Source organism: Myxococcus virescens, assembly GCF_900101905.1.
In the GTDB taxonomy this organism is placed as follows: Bacteria; Myxococcota; Myxococcia; order Myxococcales; family Myxococcaceae; genus Myxococcus; species Myxococcus virescens.
The window spans coordinates 1-14,761 of the sequence record NZ_FNAJ01000028.1; the positions used below are offsets into that span (position 1 = coordinate 1).

Consider the following 14,761-nt stretch of genomic DNA (forward strand, 5'->3'; position numbering starts at 1 on the left):
ACTCAATACCTCCGGTGAAGACTCCCTCGGGACAGCGACGCTTTCGACCGATGAAGGCTCATGGTGACAAGGCCTACGCCTCCAAGAAGAACCGGCGAGGGCTGCGCAGGCGCGGAATCGCCCCACGTATTGCTCGTCCTGGAGTGGAGTCCAAGGAGCGGCTGGGCCGGCACCGCTGGGTGGCGGAGCGCACGCAGGCCTGGAAGAACCAGTTCCGCCGACTCCGCGTCCGCGACGAGCGCAGGGCCGACGTTCACTTCGGCTTCCTCGTCCTCAGTTGCTGCGTCATCCTCCTGCGCAGCCTCTACCCTCACATTTGTTAGAAGCTCTTAGCGCCATCACCGGGCTGGTGCTGAAGGACACTTACGCCGTGGAGTTAGAGGAGGGGGATTCGCTTCCGCCATTGGAGGAAGATGACCTCGATGCCGACCTTTCTTCCAAGGAAGAGGACAATCTTCCGGTGCCGGCCCGTGCAGCAGTCGCTGACTGGTGGCAGCGAGCGCGTCAGGATTACTCTCGGAGTGGACGCTACCTGGGCGGCAAGCCGTTCAGTGGCGCGGCGCTGTTGGACGCGCTGGCGAGGGGGCCCATGCGTCGACGTCACGTCCACGCACGAGAACTGGCGCTGAGGACGCAGGGCATGCACTACGTTCAAACACGTGCGTTCACGGCCCGACAGAGCGCGGAGCTGGCCGGAGCACAGCGCGTGCGTGAGCACTTATCGACACGTCCATTGAAGCGTGCTTTTGGGGGGTGAAGTTCCATGTGGTCACTGAAGAATCGCACTGCGTACGCTGCGGAGCGAAACTGGACGCGTGACAAGGAGGGGGTTCACTGGTGGCTCGTCGCGGTCAAAGCGACTTTTGACATCGCTCCCGGCGGGAGACTCCAACTGGCGGACGAACAGCGTCCTCCTGTGCTGATGCCGGAGTACTTCGGAGCGCCCGGTCAGTCGAGCTTGCGCTATGACTCGGACCTGCTGGCGGTGAAACCGGGCCTGGAGGTGCTGCTCGATGGTTGCGCGCACGCGCCTCGCGGCAAGCCCGCAGAGACGGTGCCGGTCTCGCTGCGGCTCGGACCGCTCCACAAGGTCCTGCTCGTGCACGGGCCACGCACCTACTCTCGGGGGATGCTCGGGATGGCGGTGAGCCGGCCCCGGCCGTTCACCACGAGCCCCATTCGCTATGAAGCCGCGTTCGGGGGCTATGACATGACGGACTCCGACCCCAGCAATCATCGGCTCGACGAGCGAAATCCCCTCGGGCGTGGCTTCGCGACACGTCAGGCCCAACTGGCGGGCAAGCCCGCCCATACCATCGAGTATCCCAGTGGCGACCCGGCGACCCGAGGCCCCGCGGGGTTCGGGCCCATCGACGCCGCCTGGATGCCGCGACGCAAGCTCGCGGGGACGTACGACGCCCGGTGGGAGCGCACGAAGAAGCCCCTGCTTCCCGATGACTACGACCCCGCCTTCGCGTTGAGCGCCCCTTGGGACCAGCGACTCGACGGGACGCTCACCGGCGGCGAGCGGGTCGAATTGATGAACATGACGCCCGAAGGTGTCCTGCGCTTCGAACTGCCCCGCATCTCGCTTGGTTTCACTACGCACGTGGGGCGGCGGCGCGAGGCCCACGGCGCACGCCTGACCACGGTTCTCGTGGAGCCTGAAGCCAGGCGCCTCTCGCTGGTGTGGCAGGGTACGCTGTGTGTGCCCGCGCAGGATGCGGACTACCTCGACGAGACGGAGATTGCAGAGCTGAAGGAGGATGAATGAGCACCTCCCTGGAGGTCGTTGCGGTCGGCGCGCGAACCCCCGTCGGATATACGGCGGAGAGCAGCGCGGCGGCCGTGCGCGCTGGCATCTCTCGCTACGCTGAGTATCCCTTCGCCGACGCCCGGGGGGAGCCTGTGGTGATTGCATCGGACGGGATCCTTGACCCATCGCTGGAGGGGCGGAATCGGCTCTTGCCGCTACTCGAGAGTGCGTTGGGGGAGGTCGAAGCCAAACTGGGTCCTGATGCGCTGCTGCGGAGCCGGCTCAGCGTGTTGCTGTCGTGTCCGGAATCCCGCCCGGGGTTCTTGGAGGAGGATGCGGGCTGGCTGGTCGACGCCGCGGAGGCGCGCTATCGAGGGAGAAGCGCAGGCACGCGCGTCGTACTTGCGGGGCGCGGCCACGCGGGAGCGCTGCGGGCGGTGGAGCAGGCCCTGCGGGAGTGTGCCGATGGCGGGGACCACCTGTTCCTGGTGGCGGGCGCGGACAGCTACCACCACACGGAGACGTTCCTCTGGCTGGAGCAGGCTCGTCGCTTCGCGCAGCCGGGGATTCGCGGTGGCTTCACGCCTGGCGAGGGCGCCGCCTGTCTGGCGCTGATGAGCGCCGGGACGCGGCGCCGCCTGGGGCTGTCAGCGCTGGCTGTCGTGCGGGGAGCGCACACCGCACGAGAGCGCCAGCTTCGCGACAGCAGTAGGGGCTCTCTCGGCGTTGGGATGACCCAGGCAGTCGAGGGTGTCGTCACGGGACTCAAGTTGCCCCATGAAGGGGTCGACGACCTGTATACGGACATCAATGGCGAGCGCTATCGAAGCGAGGAGTGGGGCTTCGTCGTGCTGCGGACGCCATCCGTCTGGAAGTCCACCAGTTACAGGGTCCCGAGCACCTGCTGGGGCGATGTCGGTGCTGCCTCCGGAGCGCTCGGGGGCGTCCTTGCGGTCCGGGCATTCGCCCGGGGGTATGCGCGAGGCCCACGGGCCCTGGTGACGGCCGGTTCGGATGGGGGGTTGCGGGGGGCGATGCTCCTCCATGCGCCCCAAGTCTCGTAAGGAGAGGATGCCCATGCCCAAGGTCTCAGTGAATGCGCCCAAGACCCCGGTAACTGAAGGAAGCAGTGGGGTTGCCGCAGCGACCCTTCCGAACGTGTGCAAGATGCCAGGGCCGCCGGCCCCGTTCGTACCAACACCGCTACCCAATATCGGCAAAAGCGGGACGGAGCCAAAGAACTACTCGAAAAGCGTCACAATTGAAGGGAAGAAGGTTGCGATTCGGGGCGCAACGTTTGGCTCCATGGGGGATGTGGCCAGCAAAGGAACCGGCGGCGGAGTGGTTTCCTCCAATGTGGAAGGTCCGACGAGTTTCGTCGGGCCCGGGTCCATGGACACGAAGATCGAGGGTAAAAACGTCCAACTGCTCGGCGACCCCATGCTCAACAACTGCGGACCGAGCGGGAGCCCAGCCAATGCGGCGACGATGATGGGCTTGCTTCAAGTGAGCGGCGCGGTCACTGCTGTCAACGGGAATGACAGATGCCCACTTTGCAGGAAGCGCCATGGCCCCGAAAGCACGCTCGAAGAGAATCCTACGACGAAGGTCAACGCGGGGCGGCTGGCTCAGAGGGTTGCGAGGAAAGTGCGTGGCGGCGAACTCCCCAGTCCTTTTTCAACCATGCTGGGCGTGGTCCAGTGCATGTGCGGCAAGAAGAAGATCTATGCGGATCACTCAGGGCCAACGCTCAAAGGCGTCTGTGACAGCATCTCGGACCTCAAGTGGGTCGGTCCGGAGAGTGGACTGCCGATTGACGCCACAAAGCAAAAGGTCAAATCCTTCATTAGGGGGCGATTCGGTAGTCGAAAAACAGAGTTTGACAAGGCATGGGAGAGACTTGAGTCCCGCGCAAGGAAGAGCAAGCGTGGCGAGACCTCGTCCGCAGCATATCCGCCCGGCTCCTGTGCTGGGCCCAAGGCACTTGTATACTGCCTGGAGGACAATGCCTATCCAAGAGGCATCACAGAGCGCTGGCACCACAGCGAAAAGCAGCCAGTTGATGCGAAAATCAAGTTTCGCGATGCGGAGAGTGGCGAAGAAGTCGAAGGTCACTTCGGTCATGGTAAGACCGTTCCACCATGTCTGACATGCAACTTTCTCCTCCCCGCGATGCTCTGTCCTGAAGACAAGGTACTGGAATGTCAGCACACGAACTAGCAGCCGAGATGGAAGATCTACTCCTGAGGATCGTTCCAGGACTCTCAGAGCAGTGGCAGGGTGCCAGCCCGGAGATGATTGCACATATCGAGCGACTGGCAGGTCGGCCTCTGCCTCCGCTCTATCTGTGGTTCCTGCGTCGCATGGGACGGTGCATGGGGGCTCTGACCTATCCGAGCCTGGATTTCTCAGCAGAGCGCATTCTCCGCTGCTATGCAGAGAAGGCGATCCATCCAGATCCGCGGTTTCTGCTCATTGGATATGAGTCTGATGAGATGATGCCACTGCATCTCTTCTACGATTTTGACGCACCGGCACGGGACGATGCGCTGGTGACGGAGCGGTACGCCAATGGCGGCGAGCTTCATGACCGGTTCGAAACTCTGAGTGAAATGTTGGCTTGGGGGGCGCTCCTGAAGTTCAGGGTCAACACGATGCCTCAGCGATGTGAGGGAATGCTCTCTTGTGACGATCCAGACCTCCTCTCTCAACTCGATCCAGTGATGTTCAGTCTGGGTTTCACCAAGCCGATTACAACCGGTCCTCGCTGTGGACTGTATGAACGGAACGATGCGGTCTTGATATGCGAGCGCACGCCCAGAGAAGAACTCCTGGGGAACCAGGCCTTCACTCTGGGCGGCCGTGATGCCGGAGTCCTTAGAAAGCTCCTGGGAAGGCTCACCACCGAGTCCTCGCTGGAGGCCGAAGTCGACGAATGGACCCCAGCGCTTGGATGACTCGCATGGAACTCTTGCTCGACGAGCGCTTCACCACGCTTGCGCCGCGCTGGTCGAGTTCATTGAGGTCTACTACGACGTCCTCCGGATGATTACGGAAGTCCAGCAGACGCCATGTCAACACACGAGGAAGTCGAGTTCGAGATGGAGCGCCTGCTGTTGCGGACTGTCCCTGGGCTCGCGGAGCAGTGGCGGGGCGCAGCGCCTGCCACGATTGAGAAGCTCGAGCGGATTGCCGGTCGTCCCCTGCCGCCGTTCTATTGCTGGTTCCTGCGTCGCATGGGCCAGAGCATGGGGCCCATGGCCTACCCCACCCTGGATTTCTCGGCTGAACGCGTGCTGGCGTGCTACGCCCAGAAGTTGGTCAAGCCCGAACCTCGATTTCTGCTCATCGCCTATGAGTCCGATGAGATGATGCCGCTGCACCTCTTCTACGACTTCAATGCGCCCTCGCGAAACGATGCCATGGTCACTTCCCGCGAAGCGCGCGGCAAGGAACTGACCGACGCCTTCGAGACGTTGAGGGAGATGCTGGCGTGGGGAGCGCTCTCCCTCTTCCGCATCGACAGGGCTCCGCATTCCAGCAGCGGCAGTCTCAAGGGGGACACCCCTGACTTCCTGATGGACCTCGACCCAGTGATGAGCAGTCTTGGATTCATCCAGCCCATTCCCACTGGCCCGTTCTGCAGATTGTATGAGCGACCGGACGCAGTCATGGTGTGCACGGGCACGCCAAGAGCGGGAACCGGGAATCGGAGGGCTTTTGACCTCGGCGGCAATAATGTCGGAAGCCTGCGGAGAATTCTGGGAGAGATCTCGTCCGCGCGCGTCGCGGAACTCCAGGTGAAGAAGTAGGCTGCACACCCGGTGAGTTCAAGGCAGGAGGATACCGGCGGCGTGCAGGGGGCGCGCGGGCTGGAGCGGAGGCGCTCTCGCCGGGCTCGTCAAAACTCACCGCGCTGCCGCGCATGACCGGGCGGACGGCCCATAGGATGCTCTCCAGGCGGGCGGAGAGTAGGGGGGGCCGTCGCCGAGGCCTTTGGGGCACGGGCCGTGCCCCAAAGGCGCTGGCCTCTGCGGTCTACGCCAGCGCCCAAAGGGCGTGGACGGCGAAGATGCGCCCCCAGAACCAGAAGTGCTGGGGCAGGCGGTCCGGCTCATGCGGTGCGTCCCTGTCTACCATGACCCGGGGTGGTATCCGTGAAGGGGCGGGGCACCAATCATCCTGGAGCGTGGCGCCGCGTCTCTGGTAGGCATCCGGGTTGAGGAGCTCATGGCTTACGGCATCGCGAATCACCTCTGGATTCATGGGAGCCCGGACCGGTCCAGGGTTCGTCAGTGGATGGACGCCGCACTGGGGACGTCGTTCGGGGAGCAGCCTCGGAGCGATATCGTCGTCGCGGACGTCTTCCAGTTCGGGCCGGCGCTGACGCTCATCGACGTGCAGGTGCTCGGTGCGCCGCGCGTCGAAGGCGAGGCGGAGGCGGCCGAGCAGGACGGCTTCCTGACGCGCGTGGCCAGCCTGGCGAAGGAAGCGGGCTTCAAGAGCACGCGGGTGTGGATGGGCGACGTGGGCACCATGGCGTGGGAACTGGAGTCCCAGGGGGAAGAGGGCGTGCCCATTGGTGCGAAGCGGGAGGACGAGGCGCTGCGCACGTTGGGGCCAGACGGGTGGACCGTGGACCCGCTGGCGCCCGTGGTGGCGCGCGAGGTCATCCGGAGCATCGTCAAGTTGCCGCTGGAGGAGGTCCACCACTACATCGACTGGGCGGTGAGCTGCCGCAGCGCGATGGCGGCGGGGACGCCGGTGGAGGGCTTTAACCTGACGCGCGCCTCGCGGCTGCTGGCCACGCACTACCTGGTGTGGAAGGGGAAGGTGCTGCCCAAGCCGACGCCGGTGAGCGAGATGGCGCCGAAGCTGGGCCGGGCCCGTAGGATGCGCAGGGCGGCGACGTTGGTACCTGCGGCGCGCGTCTGGGGGCTGGTGTTGCTGGTGGCCTTCGTGGTGCCCGCGGTGCTGTACCACTTCATCTTCGCCCCACCGGTGGAGAGCCCGGTGAAGGGCTTCGTGCTCAGCGGTGTGATGACGCTGCTCTGGGCCCTGTTCGCCCTGGTGCGGTTTGATGACTTCCAGGGGCGGCCGGTGCGCCTACCGTGGAGGGTGGCGCTGTTCGTCGGTGGCCAGCTCGTGGTGGGGGCGTTGATGTGGTGGCTTCACGGGATGTCGAGTTGATCTGATGTTGCCAACAATATCGGCTAAAGGCGTTTAAGGAGCCGCCGACTCTGATTTTGGACCTGTTCGCAATTGCTGGGCACGAGAGGCGTTCTTGCCTTCGAAGAATCAACCTCCGGGCACGGAAATCGGACAAGTAATTGCAGGGCGCGCCCTTGCCTTTGGTTACACGGGTCGGAGAGTCGCGCGTTTTCGCAGTACAATAAATACCTCACTCTTGGTCGCCTCGCAGTTTCTACGAGAACGCCGGATGTCAGGAATGGCATCACGCAAGACTTCCACCACTCTCAAATCATGAAAGCCTTTCGCCTCCTCAAGTACGACGCGTGCTGGATGCGACAGTAGGTCGCTTCTCCTCGTTGCCTCCCCAACCACCAGCACACAATAGCCACGCGCCCGGAGCGACCTTGATGCCGCATCGAGAAAAGTCCGCATTAAATTGCGAAAACCATGGGATGAACGAACAGACTCGTCCGAGTGAGAATAATCATGGCGCCCCGAAAGCAGCCAGAGCCTTAGTCGATTGTCGCGCACGTAGTCGAGCGCGTTCATGTATGGCGGGCTCGTTATGATGCAGTCAACATGCTTTGGTATGAGGATGCGCGATGGTTGACGATTGAGCGAGATTGTGGCTGATGTCGCAGGTGAGTAAACAGTTGGCCCTACGCGCGAAAACGTGCGTTCGATCTTTCGAAGCATTCTCGACTCAATATCCCGGTACTCATACATCTCCGGGAATCGTTCAGGCGGGAAACTCCGAGTACGCAGATACGGCACTAGGTGGCTTGATGGAAACGACAGAAAGCCTGGGCGCTGGTGATGAAGAATCCCAAGGAGGCATGCAAGCAGGAATGAGTCGTCTCGGGATTTGAGTACGCTTGCAAAAGCAAGCGCTTCTTTTAGCGTTCGTGGGTGGAAGAACCGGCGCACCCATAGCGGCACCCTCCGAAGATCGATCGAGATGCCAGCGGCTTCAGTAAGCGCAGAGGCAAGGCGGATTCGCACATCATCAAGCGTTTCTTTGGCCGTCTTTGCGCGAGTAAGTAAAACAGCATACTCGTTGCAGTCCGCACCTGTTACGCTTCGTCCGTGAAGCAGTGCCTCAAGGGGAATTGTTCCTGACCCACAGAAGGGATCCGCAACCAATTCCCCAGGACGACTATATTGGAGCACCAAGCTCCGAGCGATAGCTGCCTTCAGGCGCCCGATATACGGTGCAACACCATGAAGGCTACATGACTCATCGAAGTCTAAGGTCGCCCAATCAGAAGGAACTGCTGGCGCTTGCGTAAGGATTCGCATCCGCACTCACCACTCAAGTGACGTCCGAAGAGCGTCCCGTTCGTTCTCAACCAAGGGAACCAGTTCTCCCAGCGACTTTGTCAGATCTGAATGGTCCTGGGTTCCTGGATTCGAGCCAGGAACAACCGTGTAAGGTAGCAGTTCCACTCGGAGAACATCGCGATAAGTATCAACCTGCATTGAATCCGCAGGACCAGGGACCGTCGCGTAATGGTAGCGGGCATGAGGATGCTTGACCGCATGGGTTTCTAAGATAAGCTGAAGATCCGGATCCCTCAGAGAGTAGCCTACGAAGAAAAATGTATGGGTCAATGCCAGTGCCTCAAGCACCTCATAGCTTGAGCGCATTCGGACGTGAGCTTTCGCATAGTCACTACGAGCGAGAATTAGATCATCAACCCGGTCCGCCGTTCCGTGAAGTCGGATGATTGATCTCCCCTCGCCACGCAGCACTGCTGTCAGGTCAATGTCCGAGAGATTCTTGGTCACCAAGCTTCCTGCAAGCTCGTCTGGGGAGTTAGCCAAGCTCTCGTAGACCTTGTCGAAATTCGTCGTAACGACAATCCGTGGGTCAAGGCGAAGGATGTGCTTGTGTATTTCCGCAGGCCGAAACTTCGGATTGATGAACGCCTCCTGAACCATTCCCATGAACAGGGGGCCAAGGTAGCGCTTCACGCGCTCCCCTGCGCTTAGGAGGTCCTTGGCTGCAATTAATTGCGAAACTTCGGCCGCCTGCTGAGATGTGAGCCGTTTGGTTGCTGCCTCCAAAAAGGCATCCCATAGCGGCGGAGATGTGCCCTTGTCGTTCTTTGCGTTCGCCGAAACGCCGGCCCCAAGAAATATGACGCAGCGACGCTTCGCGAGGTCTCGGATCAGGTCGTTTGACCATGCAATCGTCATTACTTGCTACCTTCCTTGGCAGCAAGAACCTCGGCCTTCGGCGAAGCACCGTGCTCCTTGGCTGCGGGAGAGCCCTCCAGATTAGCTAAAAGTCTCTCGCAGAGGTCCTTGATAAAGACTTTGTATTGGTCGAGTTGAGTTCTCTGTCCCCCAGCAAGTCCGTCTGCACTCGTTAGCCTATGAATGGGAACGTGCGCATCCTGCGCTAATGGCACCAAGCTAAACATATGAGGTACATCGCCAAGTCGCACGTTGTCTTTGTCGATTCCACTTGCAAAATGCGCCCCTAGCTTTGCGTCGATTCGGACTGGCACTTCCTTTAGGATTTTATCGTAGGCCTTGGTTGCTCGGCGCTCTTCTCGAATGGTCTTTGTTATGTACTGTTGAACCGTGTAGCCGACAACTTGCGCAGAATCCGTCACTGATGCTCGGACTGGAAAATCAGTCACAAGCCCCTTGTGTTCTTTGAGTGCCGTACCTAAGGCTGTTGCATATAGTTGCTTCCAACTGCTTAGCCAATCGGCAATGTTGTCAACCCCGATCAGGCTAAAGATGTCGCACCCCATGGGAACGACCATGTAGTCAGAACCAATCAGCACTGAACGATTGAGGGCTCCCAAGCTTGGGCCGACATCAATAAATATGTAGTCAAAGTCTTTTTCGACCGCAGCAAAAAACTGAGTAATCCAGTTGGTTACGCGAGCTCCGCCAGCATCCCCTCCTTTGAAATCACGCCAGCTATTGGCAAGCTTGTCCTCAAATAGAGATAGTCGAGGATGGCCAGCGAGAAGTCGCACTCCGAACTTTGTGGACAGCAGAAGGGATGATGCACTGGTTTTTGCTATCTCAGACTCGCCGACAAGAATGGGCTCTACTAGTGTGTTTATGGTTGTTGACGAAGATGCCGCAGAGTAAGTGGACTCTGAAATTTCCGGATCCAATGCCAATTGGGATGAATTGCACTGCGGGTCAGCGTCAACAAGGAGTACTCGTTTCTTCTTCTCAAGGGCAAAATATGACGCAACATTGCAGATGAGCGTCGTCTTCCCCACCCCGCCCTTGTTATTGAAGAAGCAAACGGACTTTGCTCGTGATGAAGGTCCCGCCGACATGCATACCCCTCCAGGCCAACTAAGTGCGGAATGCTTGCCACAATGAGCGAGCCATTAGTTGGCCCGAAAGACGCCTTAATCTTCTTGCTTGGATACCACGCCCTGGTTGACGGCGTCTACCGAACGAGGCAGCGCCCTGCGCCTCATCATCGCCGTCGCCCTTGAAGTCACCGGCGTCTGGGATGACCGCCGCTACCTCGACATGTCCCTGCTGAAATCAACCCCTGACACTGCCGCTGCATGATGGCACCAAGGAGCCTTCCTCCCAGCCCCCTCTCCGAACCAACTACACAAGATTCGGGACTTGACCTTTGGCGCAGCCTGCGCGACGACCGTGGGTGAGAAGGTCCCAGCGTCTGTTCAGTTCGTCGAGTGGAACGGCCCGGTTACGTATGACGTCGTGCTGGCCCAGGATCCGCTCTGGCTTGAGGTAAGCCGCCTTGCGAAGCGCACTCTCGACGGTCGGGGCTCAGCGAAGCTCAGCTCGACGCGATCATCAATCGGAGCGTCCTGCTTGATAAACTCGACGGTGCCATCGCAGCAGGGGCGAGACCCGAAATCGTCGTGTTGAGCCCATTCACCATCGCGCTCACCGAAACGGGAACGCAGGCCATGAGACTTGAGGCCGCAGAGCGAGCCTCACTACAGAACGACGACTGAACCGCGCGCTGACCTCAACCGGGGCGCCTGGAACCACGCCCCGGGACACAGCGCATAGACGCTCAGAACGCCGCGTCGAGCACGACGTCCGTGGCCGCGCCTACACCCACGGCCACCTGGTACGACGACACGCGGCGCTCGAAGAAGTTCGTGAGCTCCTGCACGTCCTGCAGGTCCATGAAGTGCAGCGGGTTCTTCGTGCCGAACACCGGCGTCATGCCCAGCATCTGGAGCCGCTGGTCCGCCACGTACTCCAGGTAGCCGCGCATGTCCTGCACGGACAGGCCCATCACGCCGCCGCTCAGCAGGTCCTGCGCGAACTGCGTCTCGCACTCCACGGCCTCGCGGAGCATGGCCACCACGTCGCGCTCCATCTGCGCGTCGAAGAGGTCCGGCTCCTCCTTGCGCGCCACCTGGATGGCCTCGAACGCGAACCCCATGTGCGCGCTCTCGTCCCGGAACACCCAGTTGGTGCCCGCAGCCAGGCCGTTCAACAGGCCCTTGCTGCGCAGGAAGTACACGTAGGCGAAGGCCGCGAAGAAAAAGAGGCCTTCAATGCAGCCCGCGAAGCAGATGAGGTTCAGCAGGAACTGGCGCCGGTCCTTCTTCGTCTGCAGCGTGTCCAGCCCCTGGATGCTGTCCATCCACTTCATGCAGAACTGCGCCTTGCGCTGGATGGAGGGGATGTTGTCGACGGCCGCGAAAGCCATCGCCCGCTCCGCCGGGTCCGGTACGTAGGTGTCCAGCAGCGTCAGGTAGAACTGGACGTGCAGCGCCTCCTCGTAGAGCTGGCGCGACAGGTACATCCGCGCCTCGGGGGCGTTCAGGTGCTTGTACAGGTTCAGCACCAGGTTGTTGCCGACGATGCTGTCACCCGTCGCGAAGAACGCCACCAGCCGGTGGATGAGGTGGCGCTCCGCGTCCGTCATCTTCGAGCGCAGGTCCACCAGGTCCGTGGAGAAGTCCACCTCCTCCACGGTCCAGGTGTTCTTGATGGCGTTCCGGTACATCTCGAAGAACTGCGGATACGCCATCGGGCGCAGCGTGAGATTGAGGCCAGGGTTCAACAGCATTGCTTCCGTGCTCCTCGCGCTGCGCTGCGGCGCGGTGTCTCAGTCGTTCTTCAAAAAGCAAAACCGCCAACGTCCCAGACCTACTGGCAGGCCTCGCACGCTTCCGGGTTCTCCAGCGAGCAGGCCACTGCCTCGGCCTCGGTCGCCTTCGCCACCGGGGCAGGAGCCGCCTGCGCCACGCTGGCGCCGCCACCCGCGCCCACCGTCGCCTTCGCAATCCGCGTCGCCGGACGCGAGCGCAGGTAGTAGGTGGTCTTCAGGCCCTTCTGCCACGCGTAGAAGTACATCGAGGACAGCTTCCCGATGTTCGGCGTCTCGACGAAGAGGTTGAGCGACTGGCTCTGGTCGATGAACGCCCCGCGGTCCGCGCCCATGTCCAGCAGCGAGCGCATCGGCAGCTCCCACGCCGTGCGGTACACCGCGCGCAGGTTCTCCGGCAGCTCCGTGATGTCCTGGACGCTGCCTTCCGCCATCTTGATGCGGTTGCGGATGTTCTCGTTCCACAGCCCCAGCGCCTGGAGGTCGCGCACCAGGTAGCGGTTCACCTGGAGGAAGTCACCCGACAGCGTCTCGCGCTTGAACAGGTTGGACACCTGCGGCTCGATGCACTCGTAGCAGCCCACGATGGACGCAATCGTCGCCGTGGGGGCAATGGCAATCATCAGCGAGTTGCGCAGGCCGTGCTTCATGATGCGCTGGCGCAGCGCGTCCCAGCGCGCCGTGTCCTCGGGCACCACGCCCCAGTGGTCGAACTGGAGCTCGCCCTTGGCCGCCCGCGTCTCCGCGAAGGACTCGTGGGCGCCGTACTGCTCGGCCAGCTCGCAGGACGTGGTCAGCGCCGCGAAGTAGATCTCCTCCGAAATCTTCTTGGAGAGCGCACGCGCCTCCGCCGAGTCGAAGGCCAGCTTGAGCTGGAAGAAGACGTCCTGGAGCCCCATCAGGCCCAGGCCCACCGGGCGCCAGCGCTTGTTGGACGAAGCCGCCGTGGGGATGGGGTAGTAGTTCAGGTCGATGACGCGGTCGAGCTGCCGCATCGCGAGCTGGGCGTTGGCGCGCAGCCGCTCGAAGTCGAACTTCCCGTCCACCAGCATCCGGCTCAGGTTCAGCGAGCCCAGGTTGCACACCGCCGTCTCACCCTGGCTCGTCACCTCCAGGATTTCGGTGCACAGGTTGGACAGGTGGATGACGTTGCCCGCCTTGCCCGTCTGGTTGCTCTTGCGGTTGCTGATGTCCTTGAAGGTCATCCAGCCGTTACCTGTCTGCGCCAGGCACTTCATCATCCGGGCGTAGAGGTCACGCGCCTTCACCTTGCGCATGGCCAGGCCGTCGGCCTCGGCCTTCGCGTAGGCCTGCTCGAAGGCGTCGCCGTACAGGTCCGTGAAGTGGGGGACGGACTTCGGGTCGAACAGGCTCCAGTCGCCGTCCGCCTCCACGCGCTTCATGAAGAGGTCCGGCACCCAGTTGGCCAGGTTCAGGTTGTGCGTGCGGCGCGCGTCGTCGCCGGTGTTCTCACGCAGCTCGAGGAAGTCCTCGATGTCCGCGTGCCACGTCTCCAGGTACACGCAGCACGCGCCCTTGCGCTTGCCGCCCTGGTTCACCGCCGCCACGGACGCGTCCAGCGTCTTCAGCCAGGGGACGATGCCGTTGGAGTGCCCGTTGGTGGACTTGATGAGCGAGCCGCGCGCGCGCACCCGGTGGTACGCCACGCCGATGCCGCCGGAGAACTTCGACAGCATCGCGATGTCCGAATACTTCTTGTAGATGGCGTCCAGCTCGTCCGCGGGCGAGTCCAAGAGGAAGCAGCTCGACAGCTGCTCGTGGCGCGTGCCCGAGTTGAACAGGGTGGGGGAGCTGGGCAGGTACTCCAGCGAGCTGAACAGCCGGTACAGCTCGATGGCCTCATTCACATTGTCGCCGCTGAGCGCGCTGGCCACGCGGAGGAAGAACTCCTGCGGCGTCTCCAGCACCTCGCGCGTCTGCGGGTTCTTCAGCAGGTACCGGTCGTAGACGGTGCGCAGGCCGAAGTACTCGAAGAGGTCGTTGCGCGACGGGTCGATGGCCGCGTTGAGCTTGCGCGCGTTGGCCTGGACGAACTGGAGCAGCCGGTCCGCGATGAGCCCGTGCTTGTGGCCCGCGGCGACGGACTGGCTGAACGAGTGGATGTCCTGGTTGCTGACCTCCTTCTGGATGAAGGTGGCCAGCAGGCGCGCGGAGAGGCGGCCGTACTCGGGCTCCTCGACGATGAGGGCGGCGGCCGTCTGGATGGAGAGGCTGTCCAGCTCGCGCGTCGTCGCGCCGTCATACAGGCCGGAAATGGTCTTGGTGGCCACGCGCATCGCGTCCACGCGGGGCAGGCCCACGCAGGAGCGCCCCACGGCGCGCACAATCTTGTTGAGGTCCACCGTCTCCGTGCCGCCGTTGCGCTTACGCACCCGCATGGAGGTGGCGCTGAAGTCGCCCGCCGTGGGCTCGGAAGCAACCGCGCCCGAGGCAGCGGCGCCCGTCGGCGCTGTCGTCGTCGCCGGCGTGGACGGACCGGAGGTGACGGGCGGGACAGACATGTTGGCGGACGGCTTCACGGGCGTATCGAAGTTCACGAGCGGCTCACTCCAGACAAAAGCAGGGCGCTTCGGGCAGACACGAGGCCTGTCCAGGGAAGCGGACTTCCCCACCACGTTACTGGAAAATTGTTCAGGTAAGTCCCGTTCCGGCGGGACGGGACTAGCGGCTGGAGTCGACGGTGTGTCTGGGGGGATTTATGGGGCAGA

12 protein-coding genes and 1 pseudogene are annotated in these 14,761 nt (G+C 62.2%); 8 read left to right on the plus strand and 5 right to left on the minus strand.

Annotation, left to right across the window (positions count from 1 at the left end; translation table 11 throughout):
* From BLU09_RS36545 to BLU09_RS36580, 7 genes are all read left to right on the plus strand, one after another.
* Window positions 1-323: transposase (locus tag BLU09_RS36545; protein WP_341865194.1), on the plus strand; the 323-nt coding region annotated here is incomplete at its 5' end.
* A 440-nt stretch (window positions 324-763) separates the two neighbouring features.
* Window positions 764-1,774 (plus strand): DUF2169 family type VI secretion system accessory protein, encoded by a 1,011-nt coding sequence (locus BLU09_RS36555; RefSeq protein ID WP_090495774.1) that lies wholly within the window; start codon window positions 764-766, stop codon window positions 1,772-1,774.
* Entirely contained in the window at window positions 1,771-2,820 is a 1,050-nt protein-coding gene (locus tag BLU09_RS36560; protein WP_090495775.1) for a hypothetical protein, read from the plus strand. Before BLU09_RS36555 ends, BLU09_RS36560 begins: the two co-directional genes overlap by 4 nt.
* A gap of 13 nt (window positions 2,821-2,833) precedes the next feature.
* Complete coding sequence (locus BLU09_RS36565; protein WP_090495776.1) at window positions 2,834-3,976, plus strand: PAAR-like domain-containing protein; 1,143 nt, start codon at window positions 2,834-2,836, stop codon at window positions 3,974-3,976.
* Between the two features lie 8 nt (window positions 3,977-3,984).
* The gene (locus tag BLU09_RS39690) at window positions 3,985-4,713 is read left to right on the plus strand and encodes an SMI1/KNR4 family protein (protein WP_244172357.1); all 729 of its coding nucleotides are present in this window, start codon (window positions 3,985-3,987) and stop codon (window positions 4,711-4,713) included.
* A 114-nt stretch (window positions 4,714-4,827) separates the two neighbouring features.
* The gene (locus BLU09_RS36575; RefSeq protein ID WP_244172358.1) at window positions 4,828-5,568 is read left to right on the plus strand and encodes an SMI1/KNR4 family protein; all 741 of its coding nucleotides are present in this window, start codon (window positions 4,828-4,830) and stop codon (window positions 5,566-5,568) included.
* 418 nt (window positions 5,569-5,986) lie between these two features.
* On the plus strand, window positions 5,987-6,946 hold the full coding sequence (locus BLU09_RS36580) for a hypothetical protein (protein WP_244172359.1): 960 nt from the start codon (window positions 5,987-5,989) through the stop codon (window positions 6,944-6,946).
* A 165-nt stretch (window positions 6,947-7,111) separates the two neighbouring features.
* Here the strand turns inward: BLU09_RS36580 and BLU09_RS40160 are convergent, their stop codons facing one another.
* Genes BLU09_RS40160 through BLU09_RS36595 form a run of 3 tightly spaced genes read right to left on the minus strand, consistent with a single transcriptional unit; the run spans window position 7,112 to window position 10,260 of the window.
* On the minus strand, window positions 7,112-8,248 hold the full coding sequence (locus tag BLU09_RS40160) for a DNA methyltransferase (RefSeq protein ID WP_143043262.1): 1,137 nt from the start codon (window positions 8,246-8,248) through the stop codon (window positions 7,112-7,114).
* A gap of 6 nt (window positions 8,249-8,254) precedes the next feature.
* Complete coding sequence (locus BLU09_RS36590) at window positions 8,255-9,148, minus strand: SIR2 family protein (RefSeq protein ID WP_090495779.1); 894 nt, start codon at window positions 9,146-9,148, stop codon at window positions 8,255-8,257.
* Entirely contained in the window at window positions 9,148-10,260 is a 1,113-nt protein-coding gene (locus BLU09_RS36595) for a ParA family protein (RefSeq protein ID WP_090495780.1), read from the minus strand. Before BLU09_RS36595 ends, BLU09_RS36590 begins: the two co-directional genes overlap by 1 nt.
* A gap of 112 nt (window positions 10,261-10,372) precedes the next feature.
* On the opposite strand from BLU09_RS36595, the pseudogene BLU09_RS38990 reads away from it, so the two are divergent.
* Window positions 10,373-10,504, plus strand: a pseudogene (locus BLU09_RS38990) (IS256 family transposase); the annotation flags it as partial.
* 478 nt (window positions 10,505-10,982) lie between these two features.
* On the opposite strand, the gene BLU09_RS36600 reads toward BLU09_RS38990, so the two are convergent.
* Window positions 10,983-11,993 carry a ribonucleotide-diphosphate reductase subunit beta gene (locus BLU09_RS36600; protein WP_090495781.1) on the minus strand — a complete coding sequence of 337 codons (1,011 nt, stop codon included), beginning with the start codon at window positions 11,991-11,993 and terminating at the stop codon, window positions 10,983-10,985.
* 80 nt (window positions 11,994-12,073) lie between these two features.
* Complete coding sequence (locus BLU09_RS36605) at window positions 12,074-14,590, minus strand: ribonucleoside-diphosphate reductase subunit alpha (RefSeq protein ID WP_090495782.1); 2,517 nt, start codon at window positions 14,588-14,590, stop codon at window positions 12,074-12,076.
* Between the last annotated feature and the right edge of the window lie 171 nt (window positions 14,591-14,761).